This window comes from Rathayibacter sp. AY1C2, assembly GCF_002931195.1.
Lineage (GTDB): Bacteria > Actinomycetota > Actinomycetes > Actinomycetales > Microbacteriaceae > Rathayibacter.
Map to the genome: position 1 here is coordinate 57,511 of NZ_PSWG01000005.1, position 14,586 is coordinate 72,096.

A 14,586-nucleotide genomic window follows, 5' to 3' on the forward strand; every position below is an offset into this window, starting at 1 on the left:
TCCGGGCCGTCGAGTGCTCGCGGGGATGATCGGTTTCGACATTGCCTGCGAAACTGCGAGAAGCGGGTCGAGGATCCAGGGTCATCTCGTCAACGATCCCTGGAAAACACAGGTGCCGAACAGAAGCGCACCGACTTCGCTCTCGCTGCCTAAGCCAGAGTAGATAGTCCGTCAGCCCGTGGGTGCGTCCTCGCCCCGGATCCTGGCGTCATCTAGAGGACTTGCTGCGTCGTTACGCCTGAGGGCGACGCGGGACTTGCACTCGGGCTGGGCCCGTCGACCGATGCGCCGATGGTAACGGTCGGGGCCGAGCAGAACGCTCTCATCGGCTACACCCGTAGAAGGCGCAGAATCACAGCGATGGACGGGGGTTCGATTCCCCCCATCTCCACCACCGGTCGTCGTCGCACACTGGGAGCTCCGCTCCGCCGCCCTCACGACGGGCGCACGTCGAGCTGTCTGATCCGCCCGTAGAGGGTGAGCATCGCCAGCCGGTCGTCGTCGTCGTGCGCCGGGCCGGCGAGAGCCTGCGGCGGGGCCCAGTCCCGGTAGAGCACGCCCGGCGCCAGCACGGCGACGGCGGTGCCGGCCGGGTAGTGGGCGCTGCGGTCCACCGGCAGCTCGGCGAACGCGTCGGGCAGGAGCCGGTGCAGCACGTCCAGCAGAGGACGGAGCCGTGCTGCTCGCGCCTCGTGCACGGAGAGGGTCACGGCGTTCATCGCGGCGAGCGCGGCCACCAGGTGCTCGGCGGCGTCGTCGTCGTCGCACCGCTCGGTGACCAGCAGCGAGACCACACCGCGCGGCTTCAGCCAGCCGAGCGTGGCGGCCTCGTCGTCGCCGTCCACCGAGACGACGCGGTCGGAGGCGTGGGCGTAGTCGTGCAGGAGCCGCGACCAGACGTCGCCCGGGCCGGGCCCGTCGACCTGCGCGACCGCCTCCGCCGCGGCGAGCAGGGAGCTCTGCCGGTGGAGCCTCGGGAACAGGCTGTCCGCCGGTCCCCAGTGCTGCTCGGCCGTGCGCGAGCGCTCGGGGGGTTCCTGGTCGTGCCGGTCCTGCATGTCGACTCCTGAGCCGCCGGTCTCCGCGCCCCCTCGCGCCTGCCGTTCGTCCCTTCACCCTGCGCTCCGACGGAGCGCGTGTCAATGAGCCGAACGGGGGTCGATCGGAGCCGTGGTCAGCGAGCGGAGCCGAAGAGGCTGCCGGTGGTGGAGTCGTCGGCCGGATCGAGGACCGCGCAGACGATCGTGCGGTCTCCATGGCGCCAGCCGACCTCGGAGGGGACGAGCGAGCGGTACTCGAGGGCGGAGTCGCCGTAGGCGATCCCCATCACGGCGCCGAACTCCGGCTCGCAGCCCGCCTCGGCCTGGGCGAGCAGCGTGTTGCGGCTGGTGTAGCGGTCTCCGGGCTGCGCGAACGTGTGGAAGACCTCCAGTTCGTGCTCCTCGGCGCACGGGACGACGTCCACGTCGGCGATGCGGTCGTCGCCCGGGTCGGCCAGGCAGTCGCCGCGCCGCAGCGAGAACACGTCGGTGACGCCGGCGGTCGCCACCGTGCCGCCCTCGTCACGCACGGCCTCCGGGCCGTCCGGCCCGACGACGGAGGAGCAGCCCGAGAGGAGCAGGAGGAGCGCCGCCGAGGCGAGCGCGGCCGTCCGGCTCCTCATCGCGGCGCCACGATCGCGAGCACCTCGTCGTGCAGCAGGCCGTTGGTGGCGACGGCGCTGCCGTGCCACGGCCCGTCCTCCCCGTCGGCGGAGGTGAAGCGGCCGCCCGCCTCCTGCACGATCGGCACCAGGGCCGCCAGGTCGTAGGGCTTCACGTCGAACTCGCCCGCACCGTCGAGGAGGCCCTCGGCGACGAGCATGTAGGGCCACGCGTCCCCGTACGCCCGGTCGCGCCAGACGGCGCCGGCGAGCTCGAGCAGCTGCGGGAGACGGCCCGCGCCCTTCCACTGCTGGATGCTGTTGTAGCTGAAGGTCGCCGAGGCGAGCGTGTCGATCCCCGAGACGCGCAGCGGTCGCGGCTCGGCCCCGGCCTCCAGCTCGACGGCCCAGGCGCCGGAGCCCTCAGCCGCCCACCAGCGCGTGCCGAGAGCGGGAGCGGAGACGACTCCGACGACGGGGACGCCGTCGACCGCGAGCGCGATCAGGGTCGCCCAGATCGGGACGCCGCGGAGGAAGTGGGCGGTGCCGTCGATCGGGTCGAGGATCCACTGCCGCGAGGCCTCGCCCGAGGTGCCGAACTCCTCGCCGAGGATCGCGTCGTCCGGACGCTCGGCGGCGAGCAGCGCGCGGATCGCCTCCTCGACGGCGCGGTCGGCGTCGGTGACCGGGGTGCGGTCGAGCTTCGTGTCCACGACGAGGTCGAGCGCGCCGAACCGCTCCCGCGAGATCGCATCGGCCGCGTCCGCCAGGCGGAGGGCGAGTCGGAGGTCGTCGTCGAAGCTCTGGTCACTGCTCTGCGGGGTCACGCGACCACGATACCGGTGGGTCCCGCGGAGCCTCCGATCGCTGCCGCGGGCGGTCCGTCGCACTCGATTTGACGAGACGGGGGGAGACGCTGGTAATGTGATTCCTCGGTTCGGCACGCACGATCAGCCGACCGGAACGCACCTCTAGCTCAATCGGCAGAGCAACTGACTCTTAATCAGTGGGTTCTCGGTTCAAGTCCGAGGGGGTGCACCACCAGCCCCGCACCTCCTCGTGAGGTGCGGGGCTTCGTCGTTCCCGGTCCGTGTCCGTTCCCGACCTCCTCGTAGCGCCCGCGGGGGGAGCGCCGGCCCGTGCTCACTCGCTGGAGGGTGCGGCGGTCGACGGGTCGAGCAGCGGCAGGACTCCGCGGAAGCCGGCGCTCGTGGAGCCGATCCCGACGTCGAGCGCGTCCGAGGCCCGGGCCTGGTCGTCTGCGGCGGCGGTCAGGCTCAGGGTGATGCGCGTCCGCGTGAAGGCCCGGGCGACGGTGCTCCAGGCGAGGTCGACGTCTCCGTCCGCCGACGCCAACAGGCGCCTGAGCATCCGCACGGTGTCCGGCGCAGAATGCGGACCGACCCCCGTTCGCGTGGCAGGATCTCCGTTCGCTTCCGTTTCCCCTCCAGAAAGGACCGATGTGCCCGAAGACGTCCTCCCCGTGATCGGCTCGATCGCGCTCGCCGTGGTGATCGCGGTCGTGATCGCCGTGGTCGCGACCGCCGTCGTCGCCCTCGTGCTGCGCTCGGTCGGCAAGCGCAAGACCTGGGCGCGCCTGCTGATCCGGCGTCTGCGCATCCCGTTCCGCGTGCTGCTGATGACCATCGCGGTCTGGGCCGCGCTCGCCGCCACCGTGTCGGGCGACCCCTGGCCGGGTCTCGTGCAGCGGGTGTTCCAGATCGCCACGATCGGCGCGGCGGCGTGGGTGATCGGATCCCTGTTCGTGTTCCTCGAGGACCTGGGCGCCGAGCGCTACCGGACCGACACGGCCGACAACCGCCGGGCACGCCGCCTCCGCACGCAGATGACGATCATCCGGAGGGTCGCCGTGGCGGCCGTCGTGGTAATCGCGATCGGCGCCTCGCTGCTGACCTTCCCCGAGGCCCGCACGGCCGGTGCGAGCCTCCTGGCCTCGGCCGGCGTGCTCTCGATCGTGGCGGGCCTGGCCGCGCAGTCGAGCCTCACGAACATCTTCGCCGGGATGCAGCTCGCCTTCAGCGACGCCATCCGCCTGGACGACGTGGTGATCGTCGAGACCGAGTGGGGGCGGATCGAGGAGATCACGCTGACCTACGTCGTCGTCCACCTCTGGGACGACCGCCGCCTGGTGCTGCCCACGAACTACTTCACGACCCAGCCGTTCCAGAACTGGACCCGCACCGGGTCCGAGCTGCTCGGCGCCGTCGAGCTCGACCTGGACTGGCGGGTCAGCCCCGAGCAGATGCGCGAGGAGCTGCACCGCATGCTCGAGGAGACCGACCTCTGGGACCGGCGCACCAGCGTGCTGCAGGTGACCGACGCGACGGGCGGCTTCGTCCGGATCCGGGTGCTCGTCACTGCGAAGGACGCGCCGACGCTCTTCGACCTGCGCTGCTACGTGCGCGAGCGACTCGTCTCGTGGCTGCACGAGAACGACCCCGTCGCCCTGCCGCGTCAGCGCGTCGAGATGGAGCGGGAGCCCGCTCCCGCCGCGACCCCGCGCCGGCACGGGTCCTCCGCCCCGGACAACCTGTTCTCGGGCGACGAGCGCTCGAACGAGCGGGGGGCGATGTTCACAGGTCTCATCGACCTGCGGGACACCCCGAAGCGGGACACCCCGAAGCGGGAGCTGCCGCCGCGGGACTGACTCCTGCGAGGACGCCGCTCGCACGGCCGCACCCGGGGGGTGCGCGGCGAGCGGCGTCCCGCAGGGCGGTCAGCGGTTCACGGAGCTCATGTCGGCGTAGCGGTCGCCGACGGGGGCCTCGAGCGAGCCGAGGACGTCGAGCTGCTCCGCGGTCAGCACGAGGGCGTCCGCGGCGGCGTTCTCCTCGATGCGCGAGACGCGCTTGGTGCCCGGGATCGGAGCGATGTCCTCGCCCTGGGCGAGCAGCCAGGCGAGCGCCACCTGCGCGGCGGTCGCGTCCGCCTCTGCCGCCACACGGTCGACGGCCTCCACGATGCGGAGGTTCGCCTCCAGCGCTCCGTCGGCGAAGCGGGGGTTGTCGCGGCGGAAGTCGTCGCTGCCCAGCTCGGCGACCGAGCGGATGCTGCCCGTGAGGAAGCCGCGGCCCAGCGGCGAGTACGGGACGAAGCCGATGCCGAGCTCGCGGAGGACCGGCAGCACCTCCGCCTCGGGGTCGCGGGTCCAGAGCGAGTACTCGGACTGCACAGCGGTGACCGGGTGCACGGCGTGAGCGCGCCGGATCGTCGCTGGCGCCGCCTCCGAGAGGCCGTAGCCGCGGAGCTTGCCCTCCTGAATCAGCTCCGCGAAGGCCCCGGCGGTCTCCTCGACCGGGACGCCCGGGTCCATGCGGTGCTGGTAGTAGAGGTCGATGCGGTCGGTGCCGAGGCGCGCGAGCGAGCCCTCGACGGCGAGCCGCAGGTTCTCCGGGGAGCCGTCGAGTCCGCGGCCCCCATCGCCGCGGTGGCGGATCATGCCGAACTTGCTCGCCAGCACGACCTCGTCGCGGTGGCCGGCCAGCGCGCGGCCGAGCAGCTCCTCGTTGGTGTACGGGCCGTAGATCTCGGCGGTGTCGAGGAACGTGACGCCGAGCTCGAGGGCGCGGTGCACGGTGTGGATCGACTCCGCGTCGTCGGTGCCGGCGCCGGTGTAGAACGCCGACATGCCCATCGCGCCGAGACCGAGGCGCGAGACCTCGAGAGCGGCGACGTCGGATCCGAGGGTGATCGTCTTCATCAGTGGGTGGTCCTCTCCTGGTACGCCGCGATCTTGATGTCGATCGCGGCGAGGCTGGCGTGTGTCCGGGCGAGCTGCGCCTCGACCTCCTCGCGGTGCGTCCGGAGCAGCGCGAGGCGCTCCGGCTCCGTGGCGGGCCCGCTCCGGAGGAGCCGGGCGTACTCGCGGATCCGCGCGATCGGCATCCCGGTCGCGCGGAGCTTGGTGAGGAAGTCGACCCAGCCGACGTCGGCCGGCCGGTAGCGGCGGTGCTGCGACGAGGCGCGCTCGACCGGGTCGAGCATGAGCCCGGCGCGCTCGTAGTAGCGCAGGGTGTGCACGGTGAGACCGGTGACGGCGGCGACCTGCGAGATCGACAGCACCTCCGGCTCGGCCGGGGCGGCGGTGGCGGTGGACATGGCGTCAACCTACGACTTCGAGTGCGCTCGAGGTCAAGCGGGAGCGGGCGACTCAGCCGACCTCGCGGCTGAAGCCCAGGAGGGCCTCGGCGATGCGGGCGTCCGCCTCCTCGTGGCTGATGGTCGCCTCGCCGTCGCCCGCCTGCGGCCCGTACCAGCCGAAGTCGGCGTGGTTGGCGCCGTCGATCTCGACGAGGTCGGCGGAGGAGGGCAGCCGGACGCTCGCGTCGGCGACCTTCTCCGGCGTGCTGAGCCCGTCCTCCGATCCGCTGACACTGAGGACGGGGAGCCCGGAGCCCGAGAGGTCGTTCGCGCAGTAGCTGCCGAGCAGCACCAGGCCCGCCACGGCCGGGTCCTCGGCCCACTGGCAGGCCTTCACGCCGCCGAGGGAGTGGCCGCCGACGAGCCAGCGGTCGACGCCCTCGGCCTGGCTGGTGAAAGTCTCGAGCGAGCGGAGGTCGAAGAAGGCCAGGTGCAGGATCGGCCGCGTGATCACGACGGTCGCCCCGGCGTCGACCAGCGGAGCCAGGGTCGCCTCGTAGGAGGAGGCGTCGACCTTCGCTCCGGGGATGAAGACCAGGCCCGTGCCGGCCAGCTCGCCGGTCGAGGTCGGCGTCATCACGAGCGCGTCGTCCGTGCGTTCGACCGCGATCGCCGGATCGGCGCGCACGCGGGCGAGGGCGTCCTCGTCGGGGCCGCTGACGATCGAGCTCCAGGTGAGGAAGCCGAGGACCGCGACTCCGAGGACTCCGCCGATGCTCGCGAGAACGACGCGGCGGCGCCTCATCGGGCTGCCGCGATCGCGTCGGCCGCCTGCACCAGGGCGAGGTGGGAGAGGGCCTGGGGAGTGTTCCCCGCGTGCCGGCGGCCCTCGACGTCGTACTCCTCCGAGAGGAGGCCCACGTCGTTGCAGAGCCCGACGAGCCGGTCCATCAGGGTCCGCGCGTCGTCGATCCGGCCGGAGTCGGCGTACTGCCGGACGAGCCAGAAGGAGCAGGCGAGGAACGGGTGCTCGCCGCCCGCGAGGCCGTCGACCGAGGACTCGGTCCGGTAGCGGTGCAGCAGGCCGTCCTGCAGGAGCACGCGCTCCAGCTCGGCGACGGTGCCCAGCATCCGCGGGTCGTCGGCGGGGACGAAGCCGACCATCGGCAGCACGAGGAGCGACGCGTCGACCTCGGGCGAGCCGTAGGACTGCACGAAGTGGCCGCGCTCGGCGTCGAAGCCCTGGGCCTCGATCTCGGCGCGCACCTCGTCGCGGAGGCGCTCCCAGGTCTCGACCGGACCGGGCAGGCCGTTCTCGCGCACGGCGCGGACGCCCCGATCGAGCGCGGCCCAGATCATGACCCGCGAGTGCGTGAAGTGCCGCGGCTCGCCCCGGATCTCCCAGATGCCGTTGTCCGGCCGCTGCCAGTTGGTCTCGACGAAGCCCAGGAGCGCGCGCTGGAGCGGCCAGGAGAACTCCGTCTCGTCCACTCCGGCCACGCGGGCCTCGTGCAGAGCGACCATCACCTCGCCGATCACGTCCGCCTGGTACTGGTCGACGGCGGCGTTCCCGATCCGCACGGGGGAGGCGCCGTCGTAGCCGGGCAGGCTCGGCATCTCCCGCTCGGGCAGGTCTCGCTCGCCGGCGAGGCCGTACATGATCTGCACGTCCTCCGGCGCGCCCGCGACCGCGCGGAGCAGCCAGGCCCGCCACTTCTGCGCCTCCTGCTCGAACCCGTGCGCGAGCAGGGCCTGCAGGGTGAGCGAGGCGTCGCGGAGCCAGACGTAGCGGTAGTCCCAGTTGCGGGCGCCGCCGAACTGCTCCGGGAGCGAGGTGGTCGCCGCCGCGACGATGCCGCCGGTCTCGTCGTCGGTGAGGGCGCGGAGGATCAGCAGCGAGCGGACGACGGCGTCGCGGTGCGGGCCGTCGTAGTCGATCGCCGACGCCCACTCGGACCACCAGGACAGCGTGCGCTCCAGCGCGCGGTCGACGTCGAGGCGCTTGGGCGCCCGCTGGTGCGAGGGGAACCACGCCATCGAGAGGTCGACGACCGCGTCCGCGTCGACGTCGAACTCCGCCGCGTGGGCGTGGTCGACGGCCTTCAACCGCACTCCGCGCACCACGACCGCGTCGGGCCCGGCGACGGCGACGAGCAGCGGATCCTCGTCCGTCCCCTCCTGCCGCACCCACGGCATGGTGCGGGCGTAGTCGAAGCGGATGCGCAGCTCCTGCCGCATCCGGACGGTCCCCGACACTCCGCGCACCCGGCGCACCAGCTCGGCGCGCTCGTCGCGCAGCGGCATCACGTCGACCACCTCGACGACGCCGGTGGGAGTCGTCCACCGGGTGACCAGCGCGAGCGTGTCGCCGAGGTAGTGGCGCTCGCTCGTCGCCTCCCCGTCCACCGGCCGGAGCGACCAGCGCCCCTGGTCGTCGCCGCCGAGCAGGGCGCCGAAGACGGAGGCGGAGTCGAAGCGCGGCAGGCACAGCCAGTCGATCCCCCCGTCGCGGGAGACGAGAGCGGCCGTGCGGCAGTCGGAGAGGACGGCGTAGTCCTCGATCGGGGAGACCATGCGGCGATCCTCTCAGGTGCGGCTGTGGCCTCCCAGTCAAGGCGGAGCGGGGCTCTTCAGCGCCGCCGTAGGGTGAGCCGCATGGCACAGACCGTCTCGACCCTGCTCATCCTCGGAGCGACGGGGGACCTGTCCTCGCGGCTCCTCCTCCCCGCCGTCGGCCAGCTGCTGACCCGCGAGACCGACCGGCGGGTCCACCTCGTCGGCGCGGGACGCGAGGACTGGACCCAGGAGCACTGGCACGAGGTGCTGACCGCCTCCTTCGCCACCGTCGAGGCGCAGGGCGAGGGCGTGGACGCGCTCACCTCCGGCACGCGCTACCAGCAGGTCGACGTCACCGATCCGGAGGCGCTCGCCGCACTGCTCGCGAGCTGCGCCGGTCCGGTGGCGGTCTACTTCGCCCTCCCGCCGGCGATCGCGGCGAAGGCCTGCGAGGCGCTCGCCGCCCACGACCTGCCGGAGGGCACCGTGCTGGCGCTGGAGAAGCCGTTCGGGACCGACGAGGCGAGCGCGCACGCCCTCAACCAGCGCCTCGCCGCGCTGGTCCCCGAGGACCGCATCCACCGCGTCGACCACTTCCTCGGCCGCGCGACCGTGATGAACGTGCTCGGCCTGCGCTTCGCGAACCGGATCCTCGAGCCGCTGTGGTCGGCCGAGCACATCGAGAGCGTCGAGATCGTCTACGACGAGCAGCTGGCCCTCGAGGGGCGGGCGAGCTACTACGACGGCGCGGGCGCGCTGACCGACATGATCCAGAGCCACCTGCTGCAGGTCCTCGCGGTGATCGCGATGGAGCCGCCGTCCTCGCTCGACGCGGCCGACATCCGGGACGCGAAGTCGATCGTCCTGCGCGCTACCCGCCTGCACGGCGACGACCCCGCCGCGAGCTCGCGCCGCGCCCGCTACACAGCGGGGACGATCGACGGACGCGAGCTGCCCGCCTACGCGGACGAGAAGGGCGTGGACCCCGCTCGCCGGACCGAGACGCTGGCCGAGCTGGTCGTCGAGATCGACACCTGGCGCTGGGCAGGCGTGCCGTTCACCCTCCGCTCCGGCAAGGCGCTCGGGGAGCGGCGGCGCGAAGTGGTCATCCGCTTCAAGCCAGTGCCGCACCTGCCCCGCGGCTTCGTCGGCACCGAGGCGCCGTCCGTGCTGCGGCTGTTCCTCGCGCCCGACCAGATGTCGCTCGAGCTGAACATCAACGGCCCCGGCGACCCGTACACGCTCGAGCGCGCCTCGCTGGAGGCGACCTTCGGCGCGGGCGAGCTGCTGGCGTACGGCGAGGTCATCTCGGGGATCCTCGACGACGACCCGTCGCTCTCGGTCCGCGGGGACGCCGCCGAGGAGTGCTGGCGCATCGTGCAGCCCGCGATCGACGCGTGGCACGCGGATCGGGTGCCGCTCGACGAGTACCCGGCGGGCAGCGAGGGCCCCGGGAGCTGGCCGACGCTCTGACGGGCGGCCGGGGGAGGGCGGCCGCGGGGGATCTCGAGACGGCGGCTGCGCCGCCTCCTCGATCAGCGGGAAGGGCGACGTCGCTCGTCGGGTCGGCCGGAGGGCGAGCCCGCCGGCCGACCGCTCGGGTCAGGAGCGGGTCGCGACGGGGGTGTCGACGGCGACGTCGGCGGGGGCCGGCTCCGCCCAGACGGCGATCGGCTTCGGCTCCCAGGTGAGGGCGGCCGGCTCCACCGGGGGAGTGGAGGCGCGCATCACGGGGATCGCCTCGGTGACCGGGGACGACGTCCGCTCGGCGCCGGCGCGGAGCTGCTCCTCCTGGATGGCGGCGGAGAGCTCGTGGGCGAGGGAGCGCGCGAGCATCCCGTGGAAGATCGGGTCGCGGTCGTCGTGGCTGCGGCGCGTGACGACCCAGGCGCCCTCGGATCCGACGAAGGCCGCGAGGCGCTCGTGGACGACGGCGAAGAGCTCGTCCTGCGTGAGGACGGGGGCCGCCTCGACGACCTCGGGGGCCGCCTTGCGACGCCTCAGACGAAACCTCATGACGAACCCCGTTTCCCGTGCCGGCAGCGACTGGGAACAGTGTCGCCGCCACCGGGTCGGGAGACCGGCTGACACGCCGCCCCGCGGGGAGGCGGCGCGTCAGGAGGGCCTAGCGGTCGCGCTTCTTGCCGCGCTCCTCCTTGACGATCTCCTTCGAGTCGTAGGACACGGAGCCCAGGGCGACCGTGACCGAGATGGCCCAGCTGACCCACTGGAGGGCCAGGCGCCAGTCGCGCGGGCCCTTGCGCGTGGTCTGCAGGATCGACCAGCCGCCGACGATCGCGCTGATGACGCTGGAGTTGAGGATGAACTTGCGCATGCGTGTGCCTCCCGTGTTCACCCCGACGCTAGCGGGTGCGAAAGCTCTCAGAGGAACGCTTGACAGCACCGAGGGGTTGTCCCGCTACGGTGGACCGCCGCCGGGACCCGAATCCTCGAGCCGGGGCACGCCGAGGAGAACGGGAACGACATGCGCACGGCTGTGATCGGGGCGGTGCTGCTCGTCGTCGGGGCGGTGGCCGTCGTCACGGGGGTCCTCCCGATGGACGCGCTGGGCGAGCTGGTCGAGCGGACGGCGCCGATCCTCGGCTTCGTGGTCGCGGTGACCGTGGTCGCCGAGCTGGCCTCCGAGGCCGGCGTCTTCACCGTGGTCGCCGAGCGCTCCGCCGAGTGGGGCCGCGGGCGGACCGCGGTGCTCTGGCTGCTGGTGGTGGCGATGGCCGTCGTCAGCACGGTGTTCCTCTCGCTCGACACGACCGCCGTGCTCCTGACCCCGGTCGTGGTCCTGCTCGCGGCGCACGTGCGCGTCCCGCCCCTGCCGTTCGCGATGGCCACGGTCTGGCTGGCGAACTGCGCCTCCCTCCTCCTCCCCGTCTCGAACCTCACCAACCTGCTCGCGCAGCGGCGCCTGGGGGTCGAGGGCCCCTTCGCCTTCGCCGCGCTGACCGCGGTGCCCGCGCTCGTCGCGGCCGTCGTGCCCGTGCTGATCCTCGCGATCCGCTACCGGCGCGAGCTGGCCGGGCGCTACACCCCGGGGGAGCGGACGCCGGTGGAGGACCGGGTGCTGCTCGTCGGCGCGGGGATCGTCGTGGCGCTGCTCCTGCCGGCGCTCGTCTCGGGCCTCGAGGTGTGGATCCCGGCGACGGTCGCCGCGGTCGCGCTGATCGTCCTCTTCGCGGTGCGCCGTCCCGCGGCGCTCACGCCCGCCCTCCTGCCGTGGCAGCTCGTCGTGTTCGCGTCGGGCCTCTTCGTGGCGATGGAGGCGGCGCACCAGCTCGGGCTGGGCGCGGCGCTCGCCGTGGTCGCGGGGGAGGGGAGCGGGACGCTCGACCTGCTGCGCCTCGCCGGCTCCGGCGCGGTCGCCTCCAACCTGGTCGACAACCTGCCCGCCTACCTCGCCCTCGAGCCCGTCGCGGCGGATCCGCTCCGCCTGGTCGCCCTGCTGATCGGCGTGAACGCCGGACCGCTGATCACCCCGTGGGCCTCGCTCGCCACCCTGCTCTGGCACCAGAGGCTGACCGCGCTGGGCGTGCACGTCTCGTGGCGCCAGTACGCGCTCCTCGGACTCGTCGCGGTCGTCCCGACGGTGGGCGGAGCGACGCTCGCGCTCGCCCTCGTGCAGGGCTGACCCCCCGTCCCCCGTGCGGGGCCGGCTGATAGCCTCGACGGGCACGACGACGGCTCGACCGACGAAAAGGGACCACCATTCCTCCGCACTCCGCCTCCGCCTCCTCCGCCGCTGACAGGACCGACGCCGGGACCTCGGGAGGGACAGAGCGCAACGCGTTCGTGGTCGTCTCGAACCGCCTCCCGGTGGACCGCGTCGTGGCCGAGGACGGCACCGCGTCCTGGAAGACCTCACCCGGCGGGCTGGTCACCGCGCTCGAGCCGGTGATGCGCGCGAACGAGGGCGCCTGGGTCGGCTGGCCCGGCGTGGCCGACGAGGAGGTCGCCCCGTTCGTCGACAACGGCGTGCAGATCGTCCCCGTCGCCCTCAGCGCGCAGGAGCTCGAGGACTACTACGAGGGCTTCTCGAACGACACGCTCTGGCCGCTGTACCACGACGTGATCGCGCCCCCGACCTACCACCGCGACTGGTGGGACGCCTACGTGCGGGTCAACCAGCGCTTCGCCGAGGCGGCCGCGGCCGTGACGGAGGAGGACGGCGTGGTCTGGGTCCAGGACTACCAGCTCCAGCTCGTGCCCAAGATGCTGCGGGAGCTCCGGCCCGACGTCACGATCGGCTTCTTCAACCACATCCCGTTCCCGCCCTACGGGATCTTCGCGCAGCTCCCGTGGCGCCGGCAGATCGTCGAGGGCCTGCTCGGCGCCGACGTGATCGGCTTCCAGCGCCAGGGAGACGCGGGCAGCTTCCTCCGCGCGGTCCGGCGCCTGCTGGGCTACGACACCCGCAGCACGGTCGTCGAGGTCCCGGTCGAGGAGGAGGCCGTCGGCGGCACCCGCCGCGTCAACCGCTCGCGGCGCGGGGCGAGCGTGCGCCCGGTCGTCGCCCGGCACTTCCCGATCTCGATCGACTCCGCGTCGTTCGAGGCGATGGCGCGCACCCCCGAGATCCAGGCCCGCGCCGCCGAGATCCGCGCCGAGCTGGGCAACCCCGCGACGATCATGCTCGGCGTCGACCGGCTCGACTACACCAAGGGGATCGGCCACCGCCTGAAGGCCTTCGGCGAGCTCCTGGCGGACGGCCGCCTCACCTCCGAGGACGCGGTGCTGGTCCAGGTCGCGAGCCCGAGCCGCGAGCGCGTGGACACCTACCGGCAGCTGCGCGACGACATCGAGCTGCAGGTCGGCCGGATCAACGGCGACTACAGCACGCTCGGGCACCCGGCGATCAGCTACCTCCACCACGGCTACCCGCGCGAGGAGATGGTGGCGCTCTACCTCGCCGCCGACGTCATGCTCGTCACGGCGCTGCGCGACGGGATGAACCTCGTCGCGAAGGAGTACGTCGCGTCCCGCTTCGACAACGACGGCGTGCTCGTGCTGAGCGAGTTCGCCGGAGCGGCCGACGAGCTCAAGCAGGCCGTGCAGGTGAACCCGCACGACATCTCGGGGCTGAAGGACGCGATGGAGGCCTCGGCGCGGATGCCGCGCGTCGAGCGCACCCGGCGCATGCGCGCGCTCCGTCGCCGCGTGCTCGAGAACGACGTGGCGCGCTGGTCCGAGTCGTTCCTCTCCGCTCTCGCGGAGCACGCGGCCGGCCAGCAGCTCGACGTGCGGCCCGCCGCCCGCGGGCAGGAGGCGCCGCACGGCCAGGAGGCCGAGCACCGCGACGACTCGGCGCACGGACAGGCGGCCGAGCTCGAGCGGGAGGCCGCCGACGACCGCGAGCTCGACGGCGGCGCGCGATGAGCGAGGGAGTGCCCGAGCGGCTCGCGGCGGCGCTGCGGGAGCTCGCCGCGGCCGACCGGCTCCTGGTGGCCCTCGACTTCGACGGCACACTCGCGCCCGAGGTCGACGACCCCGCCCGCGCGCGGGCGCTCCCCGAGGCGCGCGAGGCCGTGCTGCGGCTCCTCGCCCTCCCCGGCACCCGGGTCGCGCTGGTCTCCGGCCGGGCGCTCGGGAGCCTGGAGGAGGTCTCGCAGCTGCCGGACGAGGCGCTGCTGGTCGGCTCCCACGGCATCGAGATCCGCCTCGACCCCGAGGAGGACGCGGTCCGGCTCGACGACGACGAGCTCGAGAAGGTGGGAGTGCTCGAGGACGTCCTGAAGGGCATCGCCCGCGGGATCGACAACGTCTGGATCGAGGACAAGCCCGCCGGCTTCGCCCTGCACACCCGCCTCGCGACCGAGCGCCACAGCCGTGTCGCCCACGTCGTCGCCCTCTCCGAGGCGCGCGCCGAGGTGCAGGGGGTCACCGTCCGCGAGGGCAAGAACGTCCTGGAGTTCTCGGTCCGCTCGACCACCAAGGGCGAGGCCGTGCAGCACCTCCGCCGCTACACCGGCGCGACCGCCGTGCTCTACGCGGGCGACGACGTGACGGACGAGGACGCCTTCGCGGTCCTCGGCTCCGGCGACGTCGGCATCAAGAGCGGCGAGGGCACCACCGCGGCCTCCTACCGGGTCCGCGGCCCCGAGCAGGTCGCGCACGCGCTCCGGCTGCTGGCCGACCTGCGCGCGGAGTAGCAGCTCCCTTCCGGCCGTCAGCGCCGGCCGCCCTCGCGGTGCGGCTCCGTCGACCCGCTGCGGACGGCCGTCCGCCGACGCGGGGAGCGGCCGTTCGCGACGAGTCGGAGATCCGCGGGGACGTCC

At 73.2% G+C, this 14,586-nt stretch carries 15 protein-coding genes, 1 tRNA gene and 1 other RNA gene; 7 read left to right on the forward strand and 10 right to left on the reverse strand.

Translation table 11 applies throughout. The annotated features are described in order from the left end of the window. Window positions 1–21 precede the first annotated feature (21 nt). Window positions 22–394, forward strand: a transfer-messenger RNA (tmRNA) gene (ssrA, locus tag C5C55_RS05590). Window positions 395–434: 40 nt separating this feature from the next. On the opposite strand, the gene C5C55_RS05595 is transcribed toward ssrA, so the two are convergent. The 3 genes from C5C55_RS05595 to C5C55_RS05605 form a co-directional block, all read right to left on the reverse strand. After that, complete coding sequence (locus tag C5C55_RS05595) at window positions 435–1,058, reverse strand: hypothetical protein (protein WP_104226969.1); 624 nt, start codon at window positions 1,056–1,058, stop codon at window positions 435–437. A 116-nt stretch (window positions 1,059–1,174) separates the two neighbouring features. Continuing rightward, window positions 1,175–1,663 carry a septum formation family protein gene (locus C5C55_RS05600; RefSeq protein WP_104233204.1) on the reverse strand — a complete coding sequence of 163 codons (489 nt, stop codon included), beginning with the start codon at window positions 1,661–1,663 and terminating at the stop codon, window positions 1,175–1,177. After that, window positions 1,660–2,469, reverse strand: a complete 810-nt coding sequence (locus C5C55_RS05605; RefSeq protein WP_104233205.1) for an inositol monophosphatase family protein — start codon at window positions 2,467–2,469, stop codon at window positions 1,660–1,662. The genes C5C55_RS05600 and C5C55_RS05605 overlap by 4 nt, the downstream gene beginning before the upstream one ends. 138 nt (window positions 2,470–2,607) lie before the next feature. Here C5C55_RS05605 and C5C55_RS05610 point away from each other — a divergent pair. Continuing rightward, window positions 2,608–2,683: transfer RNA gene (locus C5C55_RS05610), tRNA-Lys, on the forward strand. Between the two features lie 102 nt (window positions 2,684–2,785). On the opposite strand, the gene C5C55_RS16500 is transcribed toward C5C55_RS05610, so the two are convergent. Next, window positions 2,786–3,013 carry a hypothetical protein gene (locus C5C55_RS16500; protein ID WP_181067791.1) on the reverse strand — a complete coding sequence of 76 codons (228 nt, stop codon included), beginning with the start codon at window positions 3,011–3,013 and terminating at the stop codon, window positions 2,786–2,788. Between the two features lie 91 nt (window positions 3,014–3,104). Between C5C55_RS16500 and C5C55_RS05620 the strand changes: the two genes are divergently transcribed. Next, window positions 3,105–4,310, forward strand: a complete 1,206-nt coding sequence (locus C5C55_RS05620; RefSeq protein WP_258065409.1) for a mechanosensitive ion channel family protein — start codon at window positions 3,105–3,107, stop codon at window positions 4,308–4,310. Between the two features lie 69 nt (window positions 4,311–4,379). Here the strand turns inward: C5C55_RS05620 and C5C55_RS05625 are convergent, their stop codons facing one another. From C5C55_RS05625 to C5C55_RS05640, 4 genes are read right to left on the reverse strand one after another with little or no spacing between them, the layout of a single operon-like run. After that, window positions 4,380–5,363, reverse strand: coding sequence for an aldo/keto reductase (locus tag C5C55_RS05625; protein WP_104233208.1), 984 nt, complete (start codon window positions 5,361–5,363; stop codon window positions 4,380–4,382). Beyond that, window positions 5,363–5,761, reverse strand: coding sequence for a MerR family transcriptional regulator (locus C5C55_RS05630; RefSeq protein WP_104233209.1), 399 nt, complete (start codon window positions 5,759–5,761; stop codon window positions 5,363–5,365). The genes C5C55_RS05625 and C5C55_RS05630 overlap by 1 nt, the downstream gene beginning before the upstream one ends. A 52-nt stretch (window positions 5,762–5,813) precedes the next feature. Further along, entirely contained in the window at window positions 5,814–6,548 is a 735-nt protein-coding gene (locus C5C55_RS05635; protein ID WP_104233210.1) for an alpha/beta hydrolase, read from the reverse strand. Beyond that, entirely contained in the window at window positions 6,545–8,317 is a 1,773-nt protein-coding gene (locus C5C55_RS05640) for a glycoside hydrolase family 15 protein (protein ID WP_104233211.1), read from the reverse strand. The genes C5C55_RS05635 and C5C55_RS05640 overlap by 4 nt, the downstream gene beginning before the upstream one ends. An 81-nt stretch (window positions 8,318–8,398) precedes the next feature. Between C5C55_RS05640 and C5C55_RS05645 the strand changes: the two genes are divergently transcribed. Continuing rightward, window positions 8,399–9,772, forward strand: a complete 1,374-nt coding sequence (locus tag C5C55_RS05645) for a glucose-6-phosphate dehydrogenase (RefSeq protein WP_181067782.1) — start codon at window positions 8,399–8,401, stop codon at window positions 9,770–9,772. Between the two features lie 129 nt (window positions 9,773–9,901). Here the strand turns inward: C5C55_RS05645 and C5C55_RS05650 are convergent, their stop codons facing one another. After that, complete coding sequence (locus tag C5C55_RS05650) at window positions 9,902–10,315, reverse strand: hypothetical protein (protein WP_104233213.1); 414 nt, start codon at window positions 10,313–10,315, stop codon at window positions 9,902–9,904. A 109-nt stretch (window positions 10,316–10,424) separates the two neighbouring features. Continuing rightward, window positions 10,425–10,634: a hypothetical protein gene (locus C5C55_RS05655; RefSeq protein ID WP_104223546.1), complete on the reverse strand. Its 210-nt coding sequence runs from the start codon at window positions 10,632–10,634 to the stop codon at window positions 10,425–10,427. A gap of 150 nt (window positions 10,635–10,784) precedes the next feature. Between C5C55_RS05655 and C5C55_RS05660 the strand changes: the two genes are divergently transcribed. The 3 genes from C5C55_RS05660 (at window position 10,785) to otsB (ending at window position 14,460) form a co-directional block, all read left to right on the forward strand. Then, window positions 10,785–11,942, forward strand: a complete 1,158-nt coding sequence (locus tag C5C55_RS05660; RefSeq protein WP_104233214.1) for an SLC13 family permease — start codon at window positions 10,785–10,787, stop codon at window positions 11,940–11,942. 161 nt (window positions 11,943–12,103) lie between these two features. Next, complete coding sequence (locus C5C55_RS05665; protein WP_104226244.1) at window positions 12,104–13,687, forward strand: trehalose-6-phosphate synthase; 1,584 nt, start codon at window positions 12,104–12,106, stop codon at window positions 13,685–13,687. Next, entirely contained in the window at window positions 13,684–14,460 is a 777-nt protein-coding gene (gene otsB / locus C5C55_RS05670) for a trehalose-phosphatase (RefSeq protein WP_104226245.1), read from the forward strand. Before C5C55_RS05665 ends, otsB begins: the two co-directional genes overlap by 4 nt. The last annotated feature ends 126 nt before the right edge of the window (window positions 14,461–14,586 follow it).